The sequence below is a fragment of the Variovorax paradoxus genome, assembly GCF_030815855.1.
GTDB classification, from domain to species: domain Bacteria; phylum Pseudomonadota; class Gammaproteobacteria; order Burkholderiales; family Burkholderiaceae_C; genus Variovorax; species Variovorax paradoxus_M.
The window spans coordinates 5,356,707-5,375,381 of the sequence record NZ_JAUSXG010000001.1; the positions used below are offsets into that span (position 1 = coordinate 5,356,707).

Annotated in this window: 20 protein-coding genes; 6 read left to right on the forward strand and 14 right to left on the reverse strand. The window is 68.2% G+C overall.

Annotation, left to right across the window (positions count from 1 at the left end):
• Positions 1–2 precede the first annotated feature (2 nt).
• The gene (locus QFZ42_RS25460) at positions 3–578 is read right to left on the reverse strand and encodes an acyloxyacyl hydrolase (protein ID WP_307703642.1); all 576 of its coding nucleotides are present in this window, start codon (positions 576–578) and stop codon (positions 3–5) included.
• A 202-nt stretch (positions 579–780) separates the two neighbouring features.
• Between QFZ42_RS25460 and QFZ42_RS25465 the strand changes: the two genes are divergently transcribed.
• Positions 781–1,278: a polyhydroxyalkanoate granule-associated phasin gene (locus QFZ42_RS25465; RefSeq protein WP_307703643.1), complete on the forward strand. Its 498-nt coding sequence runs from the start codon at positions 781–783 to the stop codon at positions 1,276–1,278.
• Between the two features lie 9 nt (positions 1,279–1,287).
• On the opposite strand, the gene QFZ42_RS25470 is transcribed toward QFZ42_RS25465, so the two are convergent.
• From QFZ42_RS25470 to QFZ42_RS25480, 3 genes are all read right to left on the reverse strand, one after another.
• Complete coding sequence (locus QFZ42_RS25470; protein ID WP_307703644.1) at positions 1,288–2,535, reverse strand: metallophosphoesterase; 1,248 nt, start codon at positions 2,533–2,535, stop codon at positions 1,288–1,290.
• A gap of 130 nt (positions 2,536–2,665) precedes the next feature.
• A complete protein-coding gene (locus QFZ42_RS25475; protein WP_307703645.1) occupies positions 2,666–3,151 on the reverse strand; it encodes a hypothetical protein in 486 nt (161 codons plus the stop codon).
• A gap of 135 nt (positions 3,152–3,286) precedes the next feature.
• Positions 3,287–3,808, reverse strand: a complete 522-nt coding sequence (locus tag QFZ42_RS25480; protein ID WP_307703646.1) for a hypothetical protein — start codon at positions 3,806–3,808, stop codon at positions 3,287–3,289.
• 297 nt (positions 3,809–4,105) lie between these two features.
• Here QFZ42_RS25480 and QFZ42_RS25485 point away from each other — a divergent pair, with 297 nt between their 5' ends.
• From QFZ42_RS25485 to QFZ42_RS25500, 4 genes are all read left to right on the forward strand, one after another.
• Entirely contained in the window at positions 4,106–4,372 is a 267-nt protein-coding gene (locus QFZ42_RS25485; RefSeq protein WP_307703647.1) for a hypothetical protein, read from the forward strand.
• 216 nt (positions 4,373–4,588) lie between these two features.
• Entirely contained in the window at positions 4,589–4,822 is a 234-nt protein-coding gene (locus QFZ42_RS25490) for a hypothetical protein (protein ID WP_307703648.1), read from the forward strand.
• A 369-nt stretch (positions 4,823–5,191) separates the two neighbouring features.
• A complete protein-coding gene (locus QFZ42_RS25495; RefSeq protein ID WP_307703649.1) occupies positions 5,192–9,160 on the forward strand; it encodes an autotransporter outer membrane beta-barrel domain-containing protein in 3,969 nt (1,322 codons plus the stop codon).
• 47 nt (positions 9,161–9,207) lie between these two features.
• Positions 9,208–9,813, forward strand: coding sequence for an OmpA family protein (locus QFZ42_RS25500; RefSeq protein ID WP_307703650.1), 606 nt, complete (start codon positions 9,208–9,210; stop codon positions 9,811–9,813).
• Between the two features lie 135 nt (positions 9,814–9,948).
• On the opposite strand, the gene cobF is transcribed toward QFZ42_RS25500, so the two are convergent.
• From cobF to cbiE, 5 genes are all read right to left on the reverse strand, one after another.
• Complete coding sequence (gene cobF / locus QFZ42_RS25505) at positions 9,949–10,719, reverse strand: precorrin-6A synthase (deacetylating) (protein WP_307703651.1); 771 nt, start codon at positions 10,717–10,719, stop codon at positions 9,949–9,951.
• 33 nt (positions 10,720–10,752) lie between these two features.
• Positions 10,753–11,439: an energy-coupling factor ABC transporter permease gene (locus QFZ42_RS25510; RefSeq protein ID WP_307703652.1), complete on the reverse strand. Its 687-nt coding sequence runs from the start codon at positions 11,437–11,439 to the stop codon at positions 10,753–10,755.
• 79 nt (positions 11,440–11,518) lie between these two features.
• The gene (gene cobM, locus QFZ42_RS25515; protein WP_307703653.1) at positions 11,519–12,301 is read right to left on the reverse strand and encodes a precorrin-4 C(11)-methyltransferase; all 783 of its coding nucleotides are present in this window, start codon (positions 12,299–12,301) and stop codon (positions 11,519–11,521) included.
• Entirely contained in the window at positions 12,298–12,729 is a 432-nt protein-coding gene (locus tag QFZ42_RS25520; protein WP_307703654.1) for a cobalamin biosynthesis protein, read from the reverse strand. Before QFZ42_RS25520 ends, cobM begins: the two co-directional genes overlap by 4 nt.
• On the reverse strand, positions 12,711–13,922 hold the full coding sequence (gene cbiE / locus QFZ42_RS25525) for a precorrin-6y C5,15-methyltransferase (decarboxylating) subunit CbiE (protein WP_307703655.1): 1,212 nt from the start codon (positions 13,920–13,922) through the stop codon (positions 12,711–12,713). The genes QFZ42_RS25520 and cbiE overlap by 19 nt, the downstream gene beginning before the upstream one ends.
• Here cbiE and QFZ42_RS25530 point away from each other — a divergent pair.
• Entirely contained in the window at positions 13,921–14,694 is a 774-nt protein-coding gene (locus QFZ42_RS25530; RefSeq protein WP_307703656.1) for a cobalt-precorrin-6A reductase, read from the forward strand. The two genes, cbiE and QFZ42_RS25530, sit on opposite strands and share 2 nt — an antisense overlap.
• Here the strand turns inward: QFZ42_RS25530 and cobJ are convergent.
• The 5 genes from cobJ to QFZ42_RS25555 are packed head-to-tail and all read right to left on the reverse strand — an operon-like array spanning position 14,655 to position 18,650.
• Entirely contained in the window at positions 14,655–15,449 is a 795-nt protein-coding gene (gene cobJ, locus QFZ42_RS25535) for a precorrin-3B C(17)-methyltransferase (RefSeq protein ID WP_307703657.1), read from the reverse strand. The genes QFZ42_RS25530 and cobJ overlap by 40 nt on opposite strands.
• 58 nt (positions 15,450–15,507) lie before the next feature.
• Positions 15,508–16,239, reverse strand: coding sequence for a precorrin-2 C(20)-methyltransferase (locus QFZ42_RS25540; RefSeq protein WP_307703658.1), 732 nt, complete (start codon positions 16,237–16,239; stop codon positions 15,508–15,510).
• Positions 16,236–16,862 carry a precorrin-8X methylmutase gene (locus QFZ42_RS25545; RefSeq protein WP_307703659.1) on the reverse strand — a complete coding sequence of 209 codons (627 nt, stop codon included), beginning with the start codon at positions 16,860–16,862 and terminating at the stop codon, positions 16,236–16,238. The genes QFZ42_RS25540 and QFZ42_RS25545 overlap by 4 nt, the downstream gene beginning before the upstream one ends.
• Positions 16,862–18,073: a hypothetical protein gene (locus tag QFZ42_RS25550; RefSeq protein ID WP_307703660.1), complete on the reverse strand. Its 1,212-nt coding sequence runs from the start codon at positions 18,071–18,073 to the stop codon at positions 16,862–16,864. Before QFZ42_RS25550 ends, QFZ42_RS25545 begins: the two co-directional genes overlap by 1 nt.
• 22 nt (positions 18,074–18,095) lie before the next feature.
• The gene (locus QFZ42_RS25555) at positions 18,096–18,650 is read right to left on the reverse strand and encodes a vWA domain-containing protein (RefSeq protein ID WP_307703661.1); all 555 of its coding nucleotides are present in this window, start codon (positions 18,648–18,650) and stop codon (positions 18,096–18,098) included.
• Positions 18,651–18,675: the final 25 nt, after the last annotated feature.

The following is an 18,675-nucleotide window of genomic DNA, read 5'->3' on the forward strand; positions in this document are numbered from 1 at the left end:
CCCTAGAAGTGATAGGTGTAGCGCAGCCGGACAAAGTTTTCGCCCGGGTTGGGCTTCTTGAGTCCGGCGTTCGAAAAATGCTGCAGGCGCAATGCGAGTTCATGCCTGCCGTTCTCGCCGAAGCTGCGTCCCACGCCCAGCACCTCGGTGAACTGGAATGCGGTGCTGAAAGTGCGGTCGGGCGTCCTGTACAGGTGGTCCATCACCGTGCCGCCCACGCCGCCTTCGGCGAACCAGGACGAACGGCCGCCGTCGAAGCGATAGCGCCACGTATAGATGGCGCCGAGCTGCGTGTAGTTGCGCGAACCGCTGCCGAGCGCCGGCGCATGCCACTGGCTGACGAACAGGTCCCAGTAGGAAGTCAGTGCGCCTTCGTGCACCGGCTGGCGCAGCGACCAAGGCAGCGTGACGCCCACGGTCGTTGCATTGGTGGCGCCCTTGTCGCCATGCGGTGCACGGCCGCCCTCGAAGTAGATGCCGCGGGCGCTGTCTTCGAACGCATGGGCCTCGGTGCCCAGCAGGCCGAGAACGCCTGCGAACACCGCGGCCACGAGGGGCGCGGACGGTTGTACTTTCATGATGCGCGTCTGGAAAGCAAATGGTGAAAAGGAAGGAAATAATTACTTTCCGGCCCCTCCGCTGCTTTCCGGAAGGCTATTGCCATGTCGGCAGGTAGGACTTGTTCAACAAAATTGCGAAAACGATTTTGTTGCAGTGCAGCAATCAGCGTGGCCGGAGCCTATAGTGGTGCTCATTCATCCTCATGGTTCGCCCTTCTCTATGTCGTCTCTCACTTCTGCCGCCCGTTTGGCCAACCCGCTGATGCTGTGGGCCGACGTGGCTCTCAAGACCCAGGAAATGCTGCTGTCTTCCGGCTCGGTCATCCACATGCGCACCGAGCAAATGGCCAGGGCCGGGCTCGCGCCCAGCGCCGCCGACCTCGCGGAGTTCCAGCTCATGGGCAATGAAAAGCTCGCCGCGGCAGGCGAATCGGGCGCTGCCATGGTCAAGCAGTGGCACAGCAGCCATGTTTCGCTGGCCAGCCGCGCGCTGCAGCATTGGCTTCTCAGCGCGGGCGCTTTTCTGTCGATGGCGGGCAGCATCACGCCAGCGCAAGCTGCGGAGCGCGGCGACGCCTTCGTGAAGGCGAGCACCCGCGCGGCAAGCACGGCCGGCCAGCTCTCCGGCGCGGCCGTCCGCATTGCGCGCGAAGGGCTGAAGCCGATCCATGCGGCGGCCACCTCGAACGCCCGGCGCCTGGCCGAGCTGCGCGCCTGAGCGGGAGCCTCAGCCGCGCGCCGGCACCAGCGTCACGAGCGTGATCTCGGAAGGCGCGCCAAAGCGCTTCGGCGGGCCCCAGTAACCGGTGCCGCGGCTCACGTAGATCCACATGTCGTGCAGCCGGTGCAGGCCCGCGGTGAAAGGCTGCTGCATCGGCACGAACAGGTTCCACGGAAAAAACTGGCCGCCATGCGTGTGGCCCGAGAGCTGCAGCTGGTAGCCGGCCCTGGCCGCCACCGGCGCACTGCGCGGCTGGTGCGCCAGCAGCACGCGGGTGTGCACCAGCGGAGGAGCGTCGTACAGCGCCAGGTGCGGATCGCTTGCGTGCGTGGGGTCGAAGTGGCCGGCGGTGAAGTCGGTCACGCCCGCCAGCACCAACTGGCTCTCGAACAGCTCTTCGTCGTTCTGCGCGCCGCGCACATTGCGCGTCTGCAGCACCACATGCTCGTTGAGCAAGACCTTCAGGCCGAGCCGGCGCAGCTCGTCGATCCACGCATGCGCACCGGCGTAATACTCGTGGTTGCCCGTGACGACGAAAGTACCGTGCCGCGCACGCAGTCCGGCCAGCGGCGCGATGTGCTCGCGCAGCTCGGCCACGCTGCCATCCACCAGGTCGCCGGTGATGGCGATGGCGTCGGCGCCGAGCCGGTTCACCGCGTCGACGATGCGCTGGATGTAGTTGCTCCGGATCGTCGGACCCACGTGGATGTCGCTGAGCTGCGCGATCGTGAAGCCCTCGAGCGCCGAAGGCAGCCCGTGAATCGGAACGTCGACACGCCTGACGCTCGCGGTTCTGCGGGCGTTGAGAAAACCCACGGCGGACGCCAGGGTTGCCACCACCAGCACGGCCATCGCGCTCCACGGCAGCACGGCGCTCCAGGGCACCGGTAGGCCGGCCAGTGCGCTGGCCACCCAGACGAGCGCAAGGCCCGCATCGCGCACCAGCGTCAGCACGAACATCGAGGAGAACCAGCCCATGCTGATCAGCCCTGTCCATTGGAGCGCCTCCTTCAAGGAGGCGTTGCGCACGGCGCGGCGCGCGACGAAAGGCAACGGGATCGTGAGTGCCGAAATTGCGAGGGCGGCGAGCGCCAGCGGCCAGGCCGGAGTGAGCATGGCCAATGCGGGCAGCAGGCGCAGCGCCAGGTAGACATGCAGGAGCGCGGTCAGAACGCTCAGGGGACGTATCGGCATTGGGGCAATGGGAACGGGCACTGCCCGGGATGCGGTATCTGCAAGGCGCATGCCGTACATTCAAGACGCCCGCCGAACCGGTGCCCGCTATTTTTTCTATAGCGCCTGGCGCACGGATAGCAGGCGCTGTGGGCGAGGCAGGTTTCGAAGCCCGCGGCCCGGCGCATCGGTTTCAAACCGCGCTTGGGCGCTACTGCACCGCGCGCGTGCCGGCCGAGGCCATGTCGGTGCCTGCGGGCCACACGAATGCCACGCGCGCGGGCGCACCGGGCAGGACATGCAGTGTTTGCTTGAGCGTGTTTCCAAGCAAGCGAGCCTCCACTTCGTAGGTGCCCGGATCGAGCCGGGCCACCATGAACGGTCCGCCGGACACCACGTCGTCGAGCAGCGCGGTGCCATTGCTGCTGCGTACCGTGACGTGAACGCCGGCCGCGAAGTCGGCGCCCTTGTGGTCCTTGATGGCGAATTCGAAAGTTGCCGGCCAGCGCGGCGCAACCGTCTCCATCAGTTCGGCCTCGTCGCTGCCGATGCCGCCGCTCATGTATTCGATGCCGTGCGTCATGTGGATCGGCGGATTGATCGCCGAATGCGCCGGCGAGAGCGCCGCAAGAAGCGCGGCGCCGCACAGCATGGCGGCCGCTGCGGACCGCGTGCGCGATGAAATCCGGGAGGTCATGGTCTGGATCCTTTCTTCCGTGTCTGCGTGGCGAGAAGGCCACGCCGCTACTGTGCGGCGCAGGGCTTAGGCAAGGCTTAACAGGAAAGAAAGAGAATCCACCCGGACCAGAAACCGGCCGGGCGGAAAGCGCCCTCAGCGTCCGGCGGAGGTCTGCGCGAGTGCCTGCGTTTGCGGCATCGGCGGCAGCACCGAAGCCATGTCGAAGTTCGATGGCCACATGAACACCGCGCGGGACGGCATACCCGCGATCACGGTCAACGTTTGCGTGATCGTGAGGCCGCCCAGCGTCACGTTCACGTCGTAGGCGCCGGGATCGAGCCGCGCCAGCATGTAGGGGCCGTTCGACTGCGCTTCCATCACCGTGCGGCCCGTGTACTTCTCGCGCACCTGGACCGCTGCGCGCACCGGAAAGCTGCCACGCTGTTTGCTCTCGTTGACGCCGAATTCGATGGTCGCCGCCCATCGCGGCGACACCATCTGCATGAATGCAGCTTCGTCCTTGCTTGCGCCTCCGCACATGTATTCGACGCCCTGCGCCATCTGAATGGGCGGGCTCGAAACCGCATGGGCCGACGTGGCCAGCGCCCCGAAGAATGCTGCTGTGCCGCCCAGTACCAACGCAGCCATCGGCTGCCGGAGACGCATAAGGTTCATTGCTTCGATGTCCTCGATCATGGGTGACGTGAATCCGTCGAGGATTTTGCTTAGCAAGAGTCGGGCTAGATATAGCGTTTACGAGGAACGATTCTCGCGAAGGGACTGAACGCTATAGTTTTAATAGCTGATAACACGTGTGCGATGGGCCTCCAGGCCATTTGTATCCCACCCCTATATGAAAACCCTGAGAAAGGGCGCCGTACGCCCGATTCGGCCCATGGCAGGTGAACAGCGCCTACACCGGTGCATCGCCCCGCTTGTTATGAAGAGGTTCGTACAGAAAAGGAGCTTCCAATGAACATCGGATCCAAGATCGAAGCAGTCAAGAAAATGGACGCGCAGCGCCCGGGCTTTCCGGGCGAACACCTCGCGGTTCTGGGCGCGGGTGTTTTGCTGTTGTTGACCGCCGGGCGCAGCCCGTCGCTCGTGCGCCGGCTGCTGGCGGGGGCGGCGGGCGGCGCACTGGTTGGGCGGGCGGCCAGCGGAACCGGCGGGCTGGCACGGGTCGCACGAACAATGCAGGGCGGCTGGGGTGGGCGCCGGCCGATGCGCATGCTGTAGAGAGAAAGCGCAATGGCGGACTGCCGGCGCAATCCGCTGTTGGAGCCGCCCTGTAAAACCCAGCGGTAGATTATTGAGGTCGGATCGTCGATTAACTCGATGTAAATGTGCCCGATGAATTAAAGGGCTGAGCACATCGGGTGTTTCAACCCATTCTCGGCGGCTATTCGTTCATCGCCATCAGTGCGCGGAACGCCAGCCCGGCAGGATTTGCCGATGACGACCAAAGGGCGATTACTCCGTCGCGGCATTAACCGGGGCAATCAACTCTTGACCGGCTACGACCTTGTTTCGCGGTGGCCATCGATCAATGTTCCCACCCCCATCCATTACTACGATGCTGGCGATATCCGGTATTTGGAAGCCGGCGAAGTTCCTCTACGGCATGCGCAGGTTTTATTGCAGGCCTTCCAGGCTGAACAGCGAAAATCTGGACCGGCTGAAGGGTGAGCAAGGACGCCGACCTTGTTGGCATTTGAAACACTCGTGGTAGATCGTTAACAATAGTTATGCAGGTTGGCATGGGTTTAAAAAATTGCACCTCAAGAGCCCCCGGTTTTCTTTGGAAGAACGGCACCCTGCGGGATTAACTTTGCCGTCCGCTCGATGGGAAGTCGTGAAAAATTCCCTGATGTGAAATCTTGTTTGCCAGAATGTAATCAGAATCCCCGGTTTGTGAATTAGTGCCTTTGGTCTACCCCTCTTCCACCAATAGTCTCCACGCCTGCCGCAAAAGTAGGCGGGTCACGGCAGTGGGTTAACGGAAATGGTTTCCGATTGGCCGCATCGCTTGGACTTTTTTGGAGCGAGGGTCAGAGGATGAACAGGTCATTTCAGAGCATCTGGAACGAGGCACTGGGTGCGTGGGTTGCGGCCAGCGAGGTGAGTGCCGCGCGCGGCAAGAAGTCGTCGGGTACCGTGCTGGCCGCAGGCCTCTTGGCGGCGGTCGCTTACGGCGGCGCATCGTCCGCCTGGGCGGCCAACGAGTGCGGAGCTGTCGCCGTTGGTGGAACCGTCATCTGCAACGGTGATGGAACGCCAGTGGGGGACGCCAACCCGAACACCACCGGCATTGCATATGGCACCGACGGCATCACCGTCATCGTGGACGGCACCGCGGCGCCCTTCACCATCACGCCGGTCACCGCGCCGACAACCGCCAATGGCGTCTATTCGGGCGGTGGCGGCACCGGCAACCGACGGATCGAAGTCAACGGCCCGGTCACGATCAATGTGACCACCCCGGCGGGCAATCCTGTGTCCGGTGCCGCCTGGGCTGTGCTGGCCAACTCACTCGCGAGCGGCGCCGGCGGTGATGCGAGCATCGTCATCAATGGTGCGAACATCACCAGCAAAGGCGAGAACGCTCTGGGCGTCGCCACCAGCGTCGTGGGTAGCGGCAATGCAACCTCGATCCTCAACAGCGGTTCCATCTCCACCACGGGCACGCAAGGTTCAGGGGTCGGTCTGTTTGCAGAAACGCACGGCATCGGCACGGCGACGGTCACGGTGAACGGCGGTTCGATCAGTACCGGCACTGCGGCAGGCGGGTCGCACGCGGCTTACGCCTTGGCATGGGGCAATGGCGATGCTGTTGCGTCCATGACTGGTGGTAAAGCCACTACACAGGCCGCGAATAACTCGGTCGTTGTGGCCCAGACATTGGGCTCCGGCATTGCTTCCGCCACCATTTCTGGCGGCACGGCGACGACGAACGGCGCCAGCTCGACCGTCATCGCAGTCGGCTCAGGGTCTGGCGACGCGATTGCTAGCCAGACGGGAGGAAGGGTGATCGCCAACGGAGCGGGCGGCGTCGGGCTGGCCGCGTTGGCCGTCGGCACGGGCGCCGCGACCGCGTCGATGACGGGGGGCAGCATCGCGACGCAAGGCAGCAATGGCTACGGAATCTGGTCCGCCGTGCTGAACCCGGCCAGCACGGCCGCGGCGACGGCGACCATGGATGCCGCAGCTTCGACCGTTGCCACCGGAGGATTTACTGCCTTCGGCATCTACGCAGAGAACACGGGCATGGGCGCGGCCAGTGCCACACTGTCGAACGGCAGCATCTCCACCAGCGGCGACGCGGCGAATGGCATTTACGCCAGAACCAGCAATGTCAACGGTACCGGGGCGACCACGCTGGCCATGACGGGCGGGACCGTGGAAACCACCGGCCTCGCCTCCGAGGGCGCACGTGCCATCACCAACGGTCTTGGCGCCGTGACCGCATCAATGAGCGGTGGCAGCATCAGGACGAGTGGCGAGAGCTCCAATGGCTTTGTCGGTCAAATCACCAACAAGGCCAATACGTCCGATGTCAAAGTCACAATGACGAATGGCCAGATTGTCACATCGGGCTACAGCAGTGGCCTTGGCGCCGTCACGAGCGGATTGGGCAATTCGACCGTGACGGTCACGGGCGGCGCCATCACCTCCACCAGTGGTTCTGGCTCCACCGGGGTTTCAAGCGCCATCACCAACTTTGCGAGCACCAGCACTGCGGCGCTGGTCATGCAGGGCGGCTCGGTGACGGGCGACCGCGCCATCAGCGTCACCAATTCAGGCTCGGGAGTTGCAGCGGCGACCATGAGCGCCGGCACCGCGACGGCCACCGGCGTGAATGGGGATGGCCTGCGCGTTGCAGCCAGGGGCGGCACCTACAACGTCAACGTCACCGGGGGCAGCCTGACCGGCGGCAGCGGCGCGGGCGCGGCCATCCACACGACGGCAGCGGCAGGCGGCACCATCAACATCGGCGCGGCCGCCACCGTCAACGGCGCCGCCTCCGGCATCGCCATCCGAGACGGCGACTTCGCCCAGACCGGCACCGACATCCTCGGCGGCAACGCCGTCGTCACCACCGCCGGCACCGTCACCGGCGACGCCATCCTCGGCCTGGGCAACGACAGCCTGGCGCTCACCGGCGGCCGCTTCAGCGGCAACATCTACGGCGACGACCGCCTGGCCAGCGCGGCCGACGGCAACGACAGCTTCACCTGGACCGGCGGCACGCTGTCAGGCGGCTTCTACGGCCAGAACGGTTCCGACACTGCCCTGGTGTCCGCCGCCGGCTACAACGGCAGCCAGGTCCTGGACGGCGGCGACGACGTCTCGGCCGCCGACGGCTGGGTCGACAAGCTCACCCTGCAAGGCGTCACCGCCACCGCGGGTGGCGACACCCTGCGCAACTGGGAAACCATCACCCTCGACAACACCCGCCTCACCCTCGCCGGCGCCCCGCTGGTGGTCGGCGCCGGAGCCGACGCCGGCGGTGCCCCCCTGGGCCTGTTCATTCAGCCCACCAGCAGCGTGTTCATGGGCCAGCCGGCCTTCAGCGTCACCGGCGACGTGCACAACGCCGGCCTCATCGACCTGCGCAACCCCGCCGGCACCCCCGGCAACCTGCTGAGCCTGTACGGCAACTACGCCGGCGCCAACGGCATCGTGCGCGTGAACACCGCCCTGGGCAGCGATGCCAGCGCCACCGACAAGCTGGTGGTCAACGGCAACACCAGCGGCACCTCGCGCGTGCTCGTGACCAATGCCGGCGGCGCCGGCGCCGCCACCATCAACGGCATCCAGGTGGTCCAGGTCACCGGCACCTCCTCGGAAGGCGACTTCACCCTGGCCGCCCCGGTGCAGGCCGGCGCCTACGAATACGGCCTGCACCGCGGCGGGCGCACCGACGGCGACGCCAACAGCTTCTACCTGAGCAGCGTCTACAACACGCCCAAGCCGGTGCCGGGTGTCCCGAGTCCGGCGCCTGTTCCGGTCCCGGCCCCCGAGGTGCTGCGCCCCGCCGTGGCCGGTTATGTGATGGGCCAGGTCGCCACCCAGGAGCTGGGCCTGGGCCTGCTGGGCAGCCTGCACAAGCGCGTGGGCGAGCAGCAGACGCTCAAGTGGGACCACTGCGGCTGCGACGACAAGGCGCCCGCCGACCAGCTGTGGATGCGCCTGCATGCGCAGCGCCTGGACCTGGACGGCAAGCGCCAGTTTGGCTTCGAGCAGGAAATGCAGTACGTGCAGCTCGGCAAGGAGCTGGCGGTCCGCTACAGCGGCGACGCGGCCGACAAGTCGCGCAGCCACACCGGCCTTACCGCGGGTTACGGGCGCACCAGCACCCACTTCAGCGACCGCCGCCGCGGCGACGCCGGCATGGGCTACGACACCGGCAAGATGAAGGGCCAGATGGCCACGCTGGGCGCGTACCACACGCGCTACGCCGACAACGGCAGCTACCTCGACCTGGTCGGCCAGCTGCATGCGGTGCAGAACAAGTACACCGACAAGTACGGCGGCGAAGGCACGCAGAAGGGCACCGGCGCGGGGTTGAGCGTGGAAGTGGGCCGCCCCTGGCAGATCGGCGAGAGCCAATGGCTGATCGAGCCGCAGGCGCAGCTGAGCTACCAGGCGACGCGCTACCGCGGCTTTGCGGACAACGTGTCCACCGTGGACGGCTTCACCAGCCAGAGCCTGCGCGGCCGCGTGGGCGCACGCCTCGCCTGGAACGACAAGGCCGAGCGCGGCGACAAGCTCACGCGCACCAACACCTTCTACGTGACCGCCGATCTGCTGCATGAGTTCAAGGATCCGAAGGCCGTGACCATCGGCAACACCGCGGTCAGCGAGGCATGGGCCAAGCAGACCTGGGCCGAGCTGGGCGTGGGCGCGCAGCTGCCGCTGAGCAAGGCGGCCTACCTGTATGGCGGCGTGCAGTACCAGCGCTCGCTCAGCGGCACGAGCCGCGAGGGCGTCTCGGGGCAGCTGGGCGTGCGGGTGGCGTGGTGAGCGCGGTGAGCGCGGTCGAACCACTGACAACGGGAAGGAAACAAACAATGCAAACGCAAACCATGCAAACGCAAACGAAGAACACGCCGACACTGCTCGCGCTCGGCGCCACGGCCCTCGCCACTCTCGTCCTGGTCGGCTGCGGCAGCCTGCATGACGAGCGCTACAACTGGTGCCAGGGGCAGAACTGCGCGCTCACGCCCGTCGTGACGCCGGCGCCCACCCCGGCGCCAGTGCCGGTGCCGCCGGCCCCGACGACGCGGCGGGTGAACCTGAGCACCGACGCGCTCTTCAAGTTCGATCGCTCGAGCGCGGCCGACATGCTGCCGCAGGGCCGCGGCGAGCTGGATGCGCTGGCCCGTGCGCTGCAAAGCCAGGAGATGCAGGTGCAGAGCCTGACGATCACCGGCCATACCGACCGCCTCGGCGACGAGGCCTACAACGACCGCCTGGCGCTCAGGCGCGCCAACACCGTGCGCGACTACCTGAAGTCCGCGGGCGTGCGCGCGCCGATGGAAGTGCAGTCGCGGGGTGAGCGGGAACCCGTGACGCGCGACTGCCAGGGCACGGTTCGCGCCCCGCGCCTGGTCGCCTGCCTGCAGCCGGACCGCCGGGTGGTGGTGGATATCCTGGGGCAGGCACCGGGGAAATAAGAAGCACGGGGCTTGAGCAGCACCGGCCCGCAAAGCAAGGGTCGAGCTGCTCGGCAACCTGGAAATAAGAAAGCGCCCAGCAATGCTGAGGCGCTTTTTTTCGCTCTTCTGCTGACCGATTGACCAAAAACGGAACTACACGCTCCGTCGAAGAAGGTAGCTGTCCATGATCCAGCCGTGCTCCTCGCGGGCTGCTGCGCGAAGCGCGGAGATGCGTGGTCCCGTGCTGGCCAGAGGGCCGGCAAGAAGCAATTGGTACGGCATCCCGAGATAGGCGGCCCAATAGATCTCGATGCCCTCCGGGGGGAGAACCTGGAAAGCGCTGGCACCGTCGAGCAGGACCACGACCGTGTCCAGGCCTGCCGGCCAGCCGCCGGCCCTCAACCGACGTCCGGTGGTGATCAGCACCGGGGCCCCCAGGGTGTTGAGCGGGATGGCGTGCGCGGCGGTCAGCAACTGAACGCTGCTCAGGCCGGGAATCACCTCGACCCGCAGCGCCATGCCGGCCGTTTGCAACCGTTCGGCAATGCGCATGCTGGAGTCGTAGAGGGAGGGGTCTCCCCAGACCAGCAGCGCCACGCGGCCGCCATGAGGCAGGCAGGTGGCGATCTGCTCCGCCCACACGGCGGCGATGGCCGCGTGCCACTCGTGCACGCCGTCGAGATAGCTGGGCGCGGCGATGTCGCGCACAGGCAGATCGAACTCGACCACTCGGGCCTGACCGTTCAGATGCGTGGCGCAGATCGTGCGGCGCAAGTCGGCGAGCTCGGCCTTGTCGGCGCCCTTGCGTGGAATCAGGATGAGGTCGGCACGGTTCAGTGCACCGATGGCCTGGAGCGTGAGATGCTCGGGATGGCCGGTGCCGATGCCAATCAGCATCAGCTCGACCGTGGAAACGGCATCCATCGGCGGGCCTGCGGGCAATCGACCGGCGCGTGATCAGGCTGCGTGGTGCAGACGCCGCGTCAGCAGCACCGACCCGCCCTGTCCTGCCCGCCCGCGCAGTCCCTTGGCTGCCGCCAGCACGGCCAGGTCGACCAGCGGCTCCAGCAGCACGACCGTCATGTAGGCGGCGCCGAAGCTGCCCACGGCTTGCAGCGTCTCAGCCCCGAAGCCACGGCCGTAGATGGTCCAGAAAGCGACCCAGGTGACGATCCCTCCCTGGAACACCACCGACATCTTCAGCACATGCACGTAGCCCAGCTCGACATAGGGAAGCCTGGCCGGCAGCACCCGCCTGGCCACCGCCTGCATGGCGAACAGCGCGGCCAGCAAGGTGGTGACGTTCATGCCGTACTGCGGCAGGTCTTGCGGCTCGAAGAAGAGGCTCTGCAGCGCCAGCCCCGCGGCCAGGCCGATGGCGGTGGGCGCCGCGCCCAGAATCAGGAACAGCGACGAGCCCAGGATCAGGTGAACCTCGGACACGCCGACCGGCGCGTGCGGGAACACCTCGAAGAAGACGAAGACCAGCATGGCGGCGAGCACGCTGCGCAGCAGCAGCGAGCCCGCACCCTCCTCGCGAATGTGGTTCAGGGACAGCTTCACTGCATAGAGCGCGCAGGCGCTCGCCGTGGCATAGGACAGCAGGATCTTGCTGCCGTCGACGATTCCGGGTTCCATGTGCATGGCGGGGCTCCGTAGGGTGAGTGCAGTCCGCTGCGCGGAGCTGCAAGGGGGTGGATGGGAGGGAACGAGAAATGCGATGTCAGGTGGTCGGCGGATTGCCCGGTTCGGCGCGTGTCGGCCGGAACCTTCGATCGTAGTCGCCGGCATAGAGGCGGCTTTCGGCGAAGCCTTCTGCGGCCAGGGCGGGGCCGACGAGTATCAGCGCGGTGCGTTCCACGCCCTCGCCCATCGTCGCCTCGATGGTGGCCAAGGTCGCGCGGAAGATCTGCTCGTCCGGCCAGCTTGCGCGATAGACCACGGCAACCGGACATTCGGCGCCATAGAACGGCACCAACTCTGCAACCACCTCGGCCAGCTTGTGGATGGACAGGTGCAAGGCGAGCGTGGCTCCGGTGGCGGCGAAGCCAGCCAGGGTCTCGCACGAAGGCATGGGCGACGCGCGGCCGGATGTGCGCGTCAGCACCACCGACTGCGCCAGGCCCGGCAGCGTGAGTTCGGCACCCAGCGCGGCCGCCGCGGCGGCGAACGAGGGCACGCCGGGCGTGACCGTGTAGGGGATGCCGACGGCCCGCAGACGGCGCAACTGCTCGCCCATCGCCGACCACACGGACAGATCGCCCGAATGCAGCCGCGCCACGTCCTGCCCTGCTGCATGGGCGGCGACGAATTCGGCGACGATGGCATCGAGATCGAGTGGCGCGGTGTTGACGATGCGTGCACCGGGTGGACAATGCGCCAGGATTTCTTCGGGCACCAGCGAGCCGGCATAGAGGCAGACAGGGCAGCGGCCGATCAGGTCGCGCCCGCGCAGGGTCAACAGGTCTGGCGCACCGGGGCCGGCGCCTATGAAGTGGATGGTCATGGTCGAAACTCCGGTTGTTGTGTTCGCGCGGCGATCGCGCAGGTGGCAAGGCGGTCGGTCGACACCACGCGCGGATGAAGCAACGTTGCACCCGGACCGGCGTGCAGCAGGGCTGCCGCCAGGGCCGCGGCTTCGGCGGTGCTGCCGCTGCCGCGCAGCGCACGCACCCGGGCGTGGTCGGTCAGGGTGACGGTGGCGTTCATGCGCGCAGCCTCCACGGCGCACACCGGCACGCCCAGTTCCTCGGCCAGCGCACGCAGGCACGGTGCATCGGTCTTGTCTTGCGCAGCGGCGAGCAAGGCCATCGACTGCACCGGCACCGCGGGTTGCAAGGCCGCGGCCGCGTGCGCCAATGCGTCGCGCAGCGATGCCAGCGTCGCGCCGCTTCTGAAACCGAAACCCGCCACCATCATCGCGTCGCACTCCATTGCACGATCGGGTAGGAAGCGCGCCAGGCGCGCCGCGTCCCCAATGGCGCGGCCTCCGCCAGCTCGATGCGTGTCAGGCTGCCGCCGGCGCGCGCGTGCCAGTCGCTCAGCAGTGCTTCGGATTCCAGTGTCACTGCATGGGCCACCACGCGGCAGCCTTGCGGAAGCAAGCGCCACAGATGCGACAGCATGGCGTCGCTGAGGCCGCCGCCGATGAAGACAGCATCCGGTGGCGGCAGGCCGGCCAAGGCTTCGGGTGCGCTGCCTGTCACCAATGCGAGCCGATCGACGCCCAGCCGGTCGGCGTTGGCACGCAGCCGCATCGCGCGTTCGGGGTCGCCCTCGATGGCGACGGCCTCGCACCTCGGATGCCTCAGCAGCCATTCGATGCCGATCGACCCGGAGCCCGCACCGATGTCCCACAGCCGCTCGCCGGGCCGCGGTGCCAGGGCGCACAACGCCAGCGCGCGCACCTTCTGCTTCGTGAGCTGGCCGTCGTGCGCAAAGGCGTCGTCCGGCAGGCCCGTGCTGCACGGCATGGCCATGCCCGTTCCGGCCAACTGCAGGGCCACGGCCACCGGATGCCGCACATCGGCCAGGTCGAAGGCGGACGCAGTGACGTCGCGCCGCCGCTCGTGCGGGCCACCCAGTGCTTCGAGCACGCTCATCGCGCTGGCGCCGAAATCGTTGTCGACGAGGTAGCGCGCGAGCGCCGTCACTGCCGCACCGTCGCGCAGCAGCAGCAACAGCCGCTCGCCCGTGTGCAGGTGCGGTCGCAGACGCGCCAGCGGCGCCGCGTGCAGACCCAGGCAGGTCAAGTGCTCCAGCGGCCAACCCAGGCGCGCAGCCGCCAGGCCGAATGTCGATGCAGCAGGCAAGGCATGCCATTCGTGCGCGGCCAGATGGCGCGTCACCGAGCTGCCCGCGCCGAACCAGAACGGATCGCCCGAGGCCAGCATCGCCACGCGGCGGCCGCGCTGCGCCAGTAGGATCGGGATGCCATCGGCGAACGGCACCGGCCATTCGAGCCGCTCGGCGCGCAGATGTGGCAACAACGCCAGATGCCGGGCGCTGCCGGCCACCAGTTCGGCCGCATCGAGTGCCGCGCGGCTGGCGGAAGGCAGGCCCTTCCACCCGTCTTCGCCGAGCCCGATGATCGTCAACCACGGGGTAACTTCAGTGAATTCAGCCATGCGCAATGTCCTGGTCCTGGGCGGCACGCTCGAAGCGAGCGCGCTGGCGCGGGCGCTCGCCGAAAGGGGCGAACGCGCCGTGCTGTCCTATGCCGGCCGGGTGGCCCAGCCCAAGGCGCAGCCCATCGCCGTGCGCGTGGGTGGCTTCGGCGGCGTGAACGGCCTGGTGCGCCATCTGCGCGAAGAGCAGGTGACGCACGTCGTGGACGCCACCCATCCCTTCGCTGCGCGCATGAGCGCGAACGCGGTCGCGGCTTGCGCGGAGTGCGGCCTGCCCTTGCTGGCCTTGACTCGCCCCGGCTGGCAGGCAGGTCCCGGCGACCGCTGGCAGCCCGTGCCCGACCTGCCCGCGGCTGTGGCCGCGCTGAAGGGGCCACCGCGGCGCGTGATGCTGGCCTTGGGCCGCATGCACTTGTCTGCCTTCGCGGCACAGCCGCAGCACCACTACATCCTGCGGCTGGTCGACCTGCCCGAGCTGCGGCCGCCCTTGCCGCAACACACGGTCATCGTCTCGCGCGGACCCTTCGACCTGGAAGGCGACATCGCCCTGCTGCGCGCGCAGCGCGTGGACATCCTGGTCTGCAAGAACGCCGGCGGCACCGGTGCCGAGGCCAAGCTGCACGCTGCCCGCGAACTCGAACTGCCGATCGTGATGGTGGCGCGGCCACCGCTGCCCGCGCGGCAGGAAGCGACGCGCGTGGCCGAGGTGCTGCTGTGGCTGGAGGCGGCGCATCATGCGCCCGCCTCGCGCGGCGCCGAGCGCGGCGTGTAGACCCAGGGTCCGCCCTCGCGGGCAATGACCCGCGTCAGGCTGGAGCCGACGATGACGACGGTACGCATGTCGGCCATTTCGGGCTCTGCATCTTGCAGTGCGACCACGCGGATGGTCTCGTCGGGCGTGGACACGGCACGGGCGAAGATCACCGGACGCGCCGGGCTTCCCGCCGCGCCGCAGGCTTCGCGAAGGACGGCCAGCGTTCGGGCGAAGCCGCTCGGGCGAGACACGGAGCGCGGGTTGTAGAAAGCCATCGCGAAATCGGCCTGCACCGCCAGCCGCAGACGGCGTTCCACCAGGGTCCAGGGCTTCAGGTTGTCCGACAGGTTGATGGCGCAGAAATCGTGGCCCAGCGGCGCTCCGGCGCGCGCGGCGGCAGCCAGCATCGCGGTGATTCCGGGCAACACGCGCACGTCCAGCAGGCGCCATGCAGCATCGCCCGCCTCCGCCGCCTCGAACACCGCGGAGGCCATCGCGAACACACCCGGGTCGCCCGACGACACCACCACCACGCGCCGGCCTTCGGCGGCCAGGCGCAGCGCGTGGGCGGCGCGTTCCAGCTCGACGCGGTTGTCGCTCGCGTGCAGCCTGAGTCCGGCGCGCGGCGCCACCCGCGCCACATAGGGGATGTAGCCGACCACGTCGGTGGCATCGGCCAGGGCCGCGCTCACCTCGGGCGTCACGCAGCCATCGGCGCCCGGGCCGAGTCCGGCGATGACCAGCCAGCCCGCTGCATGCGTCGGCACGCTCATCAGGCGACCTCCGTGCTGCGCACTGCGGTGCGAGCGCCTTCGGGCGGCCGGGCGGCGCTCATGGCCGCCGTCCTTGCCCATGCACCAGCACGATCGAAAAGTAGGGCGTGACGCGGCCTTCGGCCTCCGCAAGCCGCATTACCTTCTGACCCGGCATGGTGGCGAACTCGACCAGCCAGGCGTCTTGCAGGCGACCCGCCGCCGTCAATGCACGGCGCACCTTGTCGATGTGGCGACCGATCTTCATCACGACCAACGCTTCACTGTCGGCCATGTGGCGGGCGAGCCGCGCTTCGGGCAGCGTGCCCATCAGCACGGTCAACACGTCGTCGCCCCAAGTGATGGGCTGGCCGGTGGCCGTCCATGCGCCCGACATGCCGGTGATCGCCGGCACCACCTGCACCGGGTGGGTCTCGATCAGCCGGGTGTAGAGGTGCATGAACGAGCCATAGAAGAACGGATCGCCCTCGCACAGCACGACCACGTCGTGGCCGGCGTCCGACAGCGCCCGCAGCTGCGACGCGCACTCGGCATAGAAGGCGGACAGCAGCTGGTTGTAGGCCGGATCGTCCACCGGGATCTCGGTGGTGACGGGGTATTCCATCGCGTGTTCCGTCACCGCTTCGGGCAGCAGATCGTCCACGATGCGGCGCGCCTGCCCGGGCCGGCCGGCCTTGCGAAAGTAGGCGACATGGGTCGCGCGCTGCAACAGCCGGTGCGCGCGCACGGTCATCAGGTCCGGGTCCCCGGGGCCCAGGCCCAGTCCGTACAGGGTGCCGCGCGGGTTCATTCCAGACGACTCCCCAGCGCGTTGATCGCCGCCACCGTGATGGCACTGCCGCCCAGGCGTCCGGCCACGATGCAACAGGGCGCAGGCTGTTCGGCCCACAGCGCGTCTTTCGATTCCGCCGCGCCGACGAAGCCGACCGGACAACCGATGATCGCCGCGGGCCGCGGGCAGGCCGGATCCTGCAGCATGTTCAGCAGGTGGAACAAGGCCGTCGGTGCATTGCCGATGGCCACCACGGCGCCCTGCAGCCGAGGTCGCCACAGTTCCAGCGCGGCGGCAGACCGGGTGGTCGACATGGCCGCGGCCAGACCGGGCACCTCCGGGTCGTGCAAGGTGCACACCACCTCGTTGCCGCCCGGCATGCGCGAGCGGGTCACGCCTTCGCTGACCATGCGTGCATCGCACAGGATGGGTGCACCGGCCGCCAGCGCCGCCCGCGCCGCGCGGGTGAAGCCGGGCTGGAAGCGCAACTGCGCTTCCAGCCCGATCAGGCCGGCCGCGTGGATCATGCGCACCGCGACGGGCTCGTCGTCGGCATCGAAGCGCGAGAGATCGGCCTCGGCCCGGATCATGGCGAAAGAGCGACGGTAGATTTCCGCGCCATCGGTTTCAAAGACGTGCATCAGGGCATTCCGATGAGTGAGCACAAGGCTTCAGGGGACAGTCGGGTCTGCACGGGCGCGTCCCAGGCGCATCCGCCGCGCACGAGATCGAAGGCGCCGTTGCGGCCCACCAAAGTGGCATCGGCCGGGCGCGCACGTGCGCAACCCTTGGCGCAGCCGGACACGTGCAGGCTGCGGGGTGCACCGGTGCCGGCCGCTGCCAGCCCCGAAGCAAGTGCACGGGCGACCGCATGGGTCGCCACCGTTGCCGAGGCACACGAAGGCGCGCCGGGGCAGGCATCGACGCGCAGCAAGGGATCGCCGGCCACGGTGATGAAAGCCTTCGCATCGCACCACCGCCCGCCTTCCAGGACCAGGGCGCGATGCGGCGTCAGGCGCAGCCCCACGGCGCCGCTGTCGCGCAACAGCGTGGCGAGGGCCGCCGCCTCGATCTGTCCGAAAGGCACGCCGTAAACCGGTCCGAGCGAGGACATGCCGGGTGTGGGCAGCGAGGCCGAGGCGGCCGCGGGTTCGAGCGGCTGCGGGCCGTCGGCCCAACTGAAGATCTGCTGATGGCGACGCATTCGCCGCGATGCCGGTTCGACCCCGTTGGCCGTCGCCGCAAACCAATCGGCCATCGCCAATGCCGCATCCACCGCACCGGCGCGGGACACGGGATGTCCGGCCACGGCGCCGTCGGCGCGCACCAGCAGGCCACCCGAGCGGGCCCGCTCGATACGCACGTCGGCCGGGGCCGCGGCCAGGACCGGCGCCGGCCCCGCATCCACCGCGAACCCGAACTTGGGCGGCAGCGCGGGCAGTTCGTTCAGGCGCGACAACAATTCCGTGGCGATGCCTTCGGTGTCATCGCCCGCTTGCCAGCAAGGCGCCACGAGAACCAGCGGCCAGGCTTCTCGCGTGGCGTCCGCATCGGCCAGGCCGAGGGCGCAGAGTGCATCGATCACCGCGCCATGGGCGTCGGGCGTCACGCCACGCAACTGCAGGTTGGCACGATGGGTCAGGTCGATGAGCCCCGAGCCCAGGCGCCCGGCCAGCTCGCACAACCCGAGGGCCTGCGCGCTCGTCAAGCGCGCCAGCTGCGGCCGCACCCGCACCAGCAGGCCATCGCCGGATGCCATGGCGCGATGCGCGCCGGGGCACCAGCCCTTGGCGGCAGGGCGCAGCCGATCGGCGAGCAGCACGGTGGGCGCTGGGTGAGCTGCATGGGACATGGTTCTACTTTGCTCGTCGGGGTCACTCGGGTCGGCTGGCGAGGCGATGTTCCGCGCCCCAGCGCTGCGCCCAGACGGCGCAGCGGCCGATGGCGCGCGCGGCTTCGTCGAAATCGATGATGACGACATGCCGCGGGGCCTCGGGTGCCGCCGGCTGCTCCAGCGTCCGGCCATCGGTCAGCAGCCAGAGCCAGGATTCGGCCGGGCCGTCGCGACGTTCGGCGCGGCGCAGCAGCTTGTCGGCCTGTGCCAGGGCATGCGCCAGCGGCGTGCCCCCGCCACCGCCCAGCGCTCGAACCTTTTCCCTGCAAGACGCGCGTGCCCGGCCGGGCGGCAGCCGCAGCTCGACGCCCTGGCCGCCGAAGCTCAGCATGGCCACGCTGTCGCCGGCGCGCGCTGCCTGCTCGATCAGCCAGGTGGCGTGCCCCTTGGCCAGCGCCAGTCGCCCGCGCTGGCGCATCGAGCCGGAGGTGTCGAGCACGATCAGGTGCAGGCGCGCCGGTTGCACCGAGCGCTGGCTGTAGCGCAGATGCCCGCCTTGCAAAGGCTGCGGGCCCTTCGCCAGCAGAGTGGGCACCCATGCGATGGCAGCCCGCGAAGGG

What these genes read in the sequence shown, in the direction of transcription:
- QFZ42_RS25460 (WP_307703642.1), bottom strand. Translation starts at nt 578, where the DNA reads ATGAAAGTACAACCGTCCGCGCCCCTCGTGGCCGCGGTGTTCGCAGGC.
- QFZ42_RS25465 (WP_307703643.1), top strand. Translation starts at nt 781, where the DNA reads ATGTCGTCTCTCACTTCTGCCGCCCGTTTGGCCAACCCGCTGATGCTG.
- QFZ42_RS25470 (WP_307703644.1), bottom strand. Translation starts at nt 2,535, where the DNA reads ATGTACGGCATGCGCCTTGCAGATACCGCATCCCGGGCAGTGCCCGTT.
- QFZ42_RS25475 (WP_307703645.1), bottom strand. Translation starts at nt 3,151, where the DNA reads ATGACCTCCCGGATTTCATCGCGCACGCGGTCCGCAGCGGCCGCCATG.
- QFZ42_RS25480 (WP_307703646.1), bottom strand. Translation starts at nt 3,808, where the DNA reads ATGAACCTTATGCGTCTCCGGCAGCCGATGGCTGCGTTGGTACTGGGC.
- QFZ42_RS25485 (WP_307703647.1), top strand. Translation starts at nt 4,106, where the DNA reads ATGAACATCGGATCCAAGATCGAAGCAGTCAAGAAAATGGACGCGCAG.
- QFZ42_RS25490 (WP_307703648.1), top strand. Translation starts at nt 4,589, where the DNA reads ATGACGACCAAAGGGCGATTACTCCGTCGCGGCATTAACCGGGGCAAT.
- QFZ42_RS25495 (WP_307703649.1), top strand. Translation starts at nt 5,192, where the DNA reads ATGAACAGGTCATTTCAGAGCATCTGGAACGAGGCACTGGGTGCGTGG.
- QFZ42_RS25500 (WP_307703650.1), top strand. Translation starts at nt 9,208, where the DNA reads ATGCAAACGCAAACCATGCAAACGCAAACGAAGAACACGCCGACACTG.
- cobF (WP_307703651.1), bottom strand. Translation starts at nt 10,719, where the DNA reads ATGGATGCCGTTTCCACGGTCGAGCTGATGCTGATTGGCATCGGCACC.
- QFZ42_RS25510 (WP_307703652.1), bottom strand. Translation starts at nt 11,439, where the DNA reads ATGCACATGGAACCCGGAATCGTCGACGGCAGCAAGATCCTGCTGTCC.
- cobM (WP_307703653.1), bottom strand. Translation starts at nt 12,301, where the DNA reads ATGACCATCCACTTCATAGGCGCCGGCCCCGGTGCGCCAGACCTGTTG.
- QFZ42_RS25520 (WP_307703654.1), bottom strand. Translation starts at nt 12,729, where the DNA reads ATGGAGTGCGACGCGATGATGGTGGCGGGTTTCGGTTTCAGAAGCGGC.
- QFZ42_RS25530 (WP_307703656.1), top strand. Translation starts at nt 13,921, where the DNA reads ATGCGCAATGTCCTGGTCCTGGGCGGCACGCTCGAAGCGAGCGCGCTG.
- cbiE (WP_307703655.1), bottom strand. Translation starts at nt 13,922, where the DNA reads ATGGCTGAATTCACTGAAGTTACCCCGTGGTTGACGATCATCGGGCTC.
- cobJ (WP_307703657.1), bottom strand. Translation starts at nt 15,449, where the DNA reads ATGAGCGTGCCGACGCATGCAGCGGGCTGGCTGGTCATCGCCGGACTC.
- QFZ42_RS25540 (WP_307703658.1), bottom strand. Translation starts at nt 16,239, where the DNA reads ATGAACCCGCGCGGCACCCTGTACGGACTGGGCCTGGGCCCCGGGGAC.
- QFZ42_RS25545 (WP_307703659.1), bottom strand. Translation starts at nt 16,862, where the DNA reads ATGCACGTCTTTGAAACCGATGGCGCGGAAATCTACCGTCGCTCTTTC.
- QFZ42_RS25550 (WP_307703660.1), bottom strand. Translation starts at nt 18,073, where the DNA reads ATGTCCCATGCAGCTCACCCAGCGCCCACCGTGCTGCTCGCCGATCGG.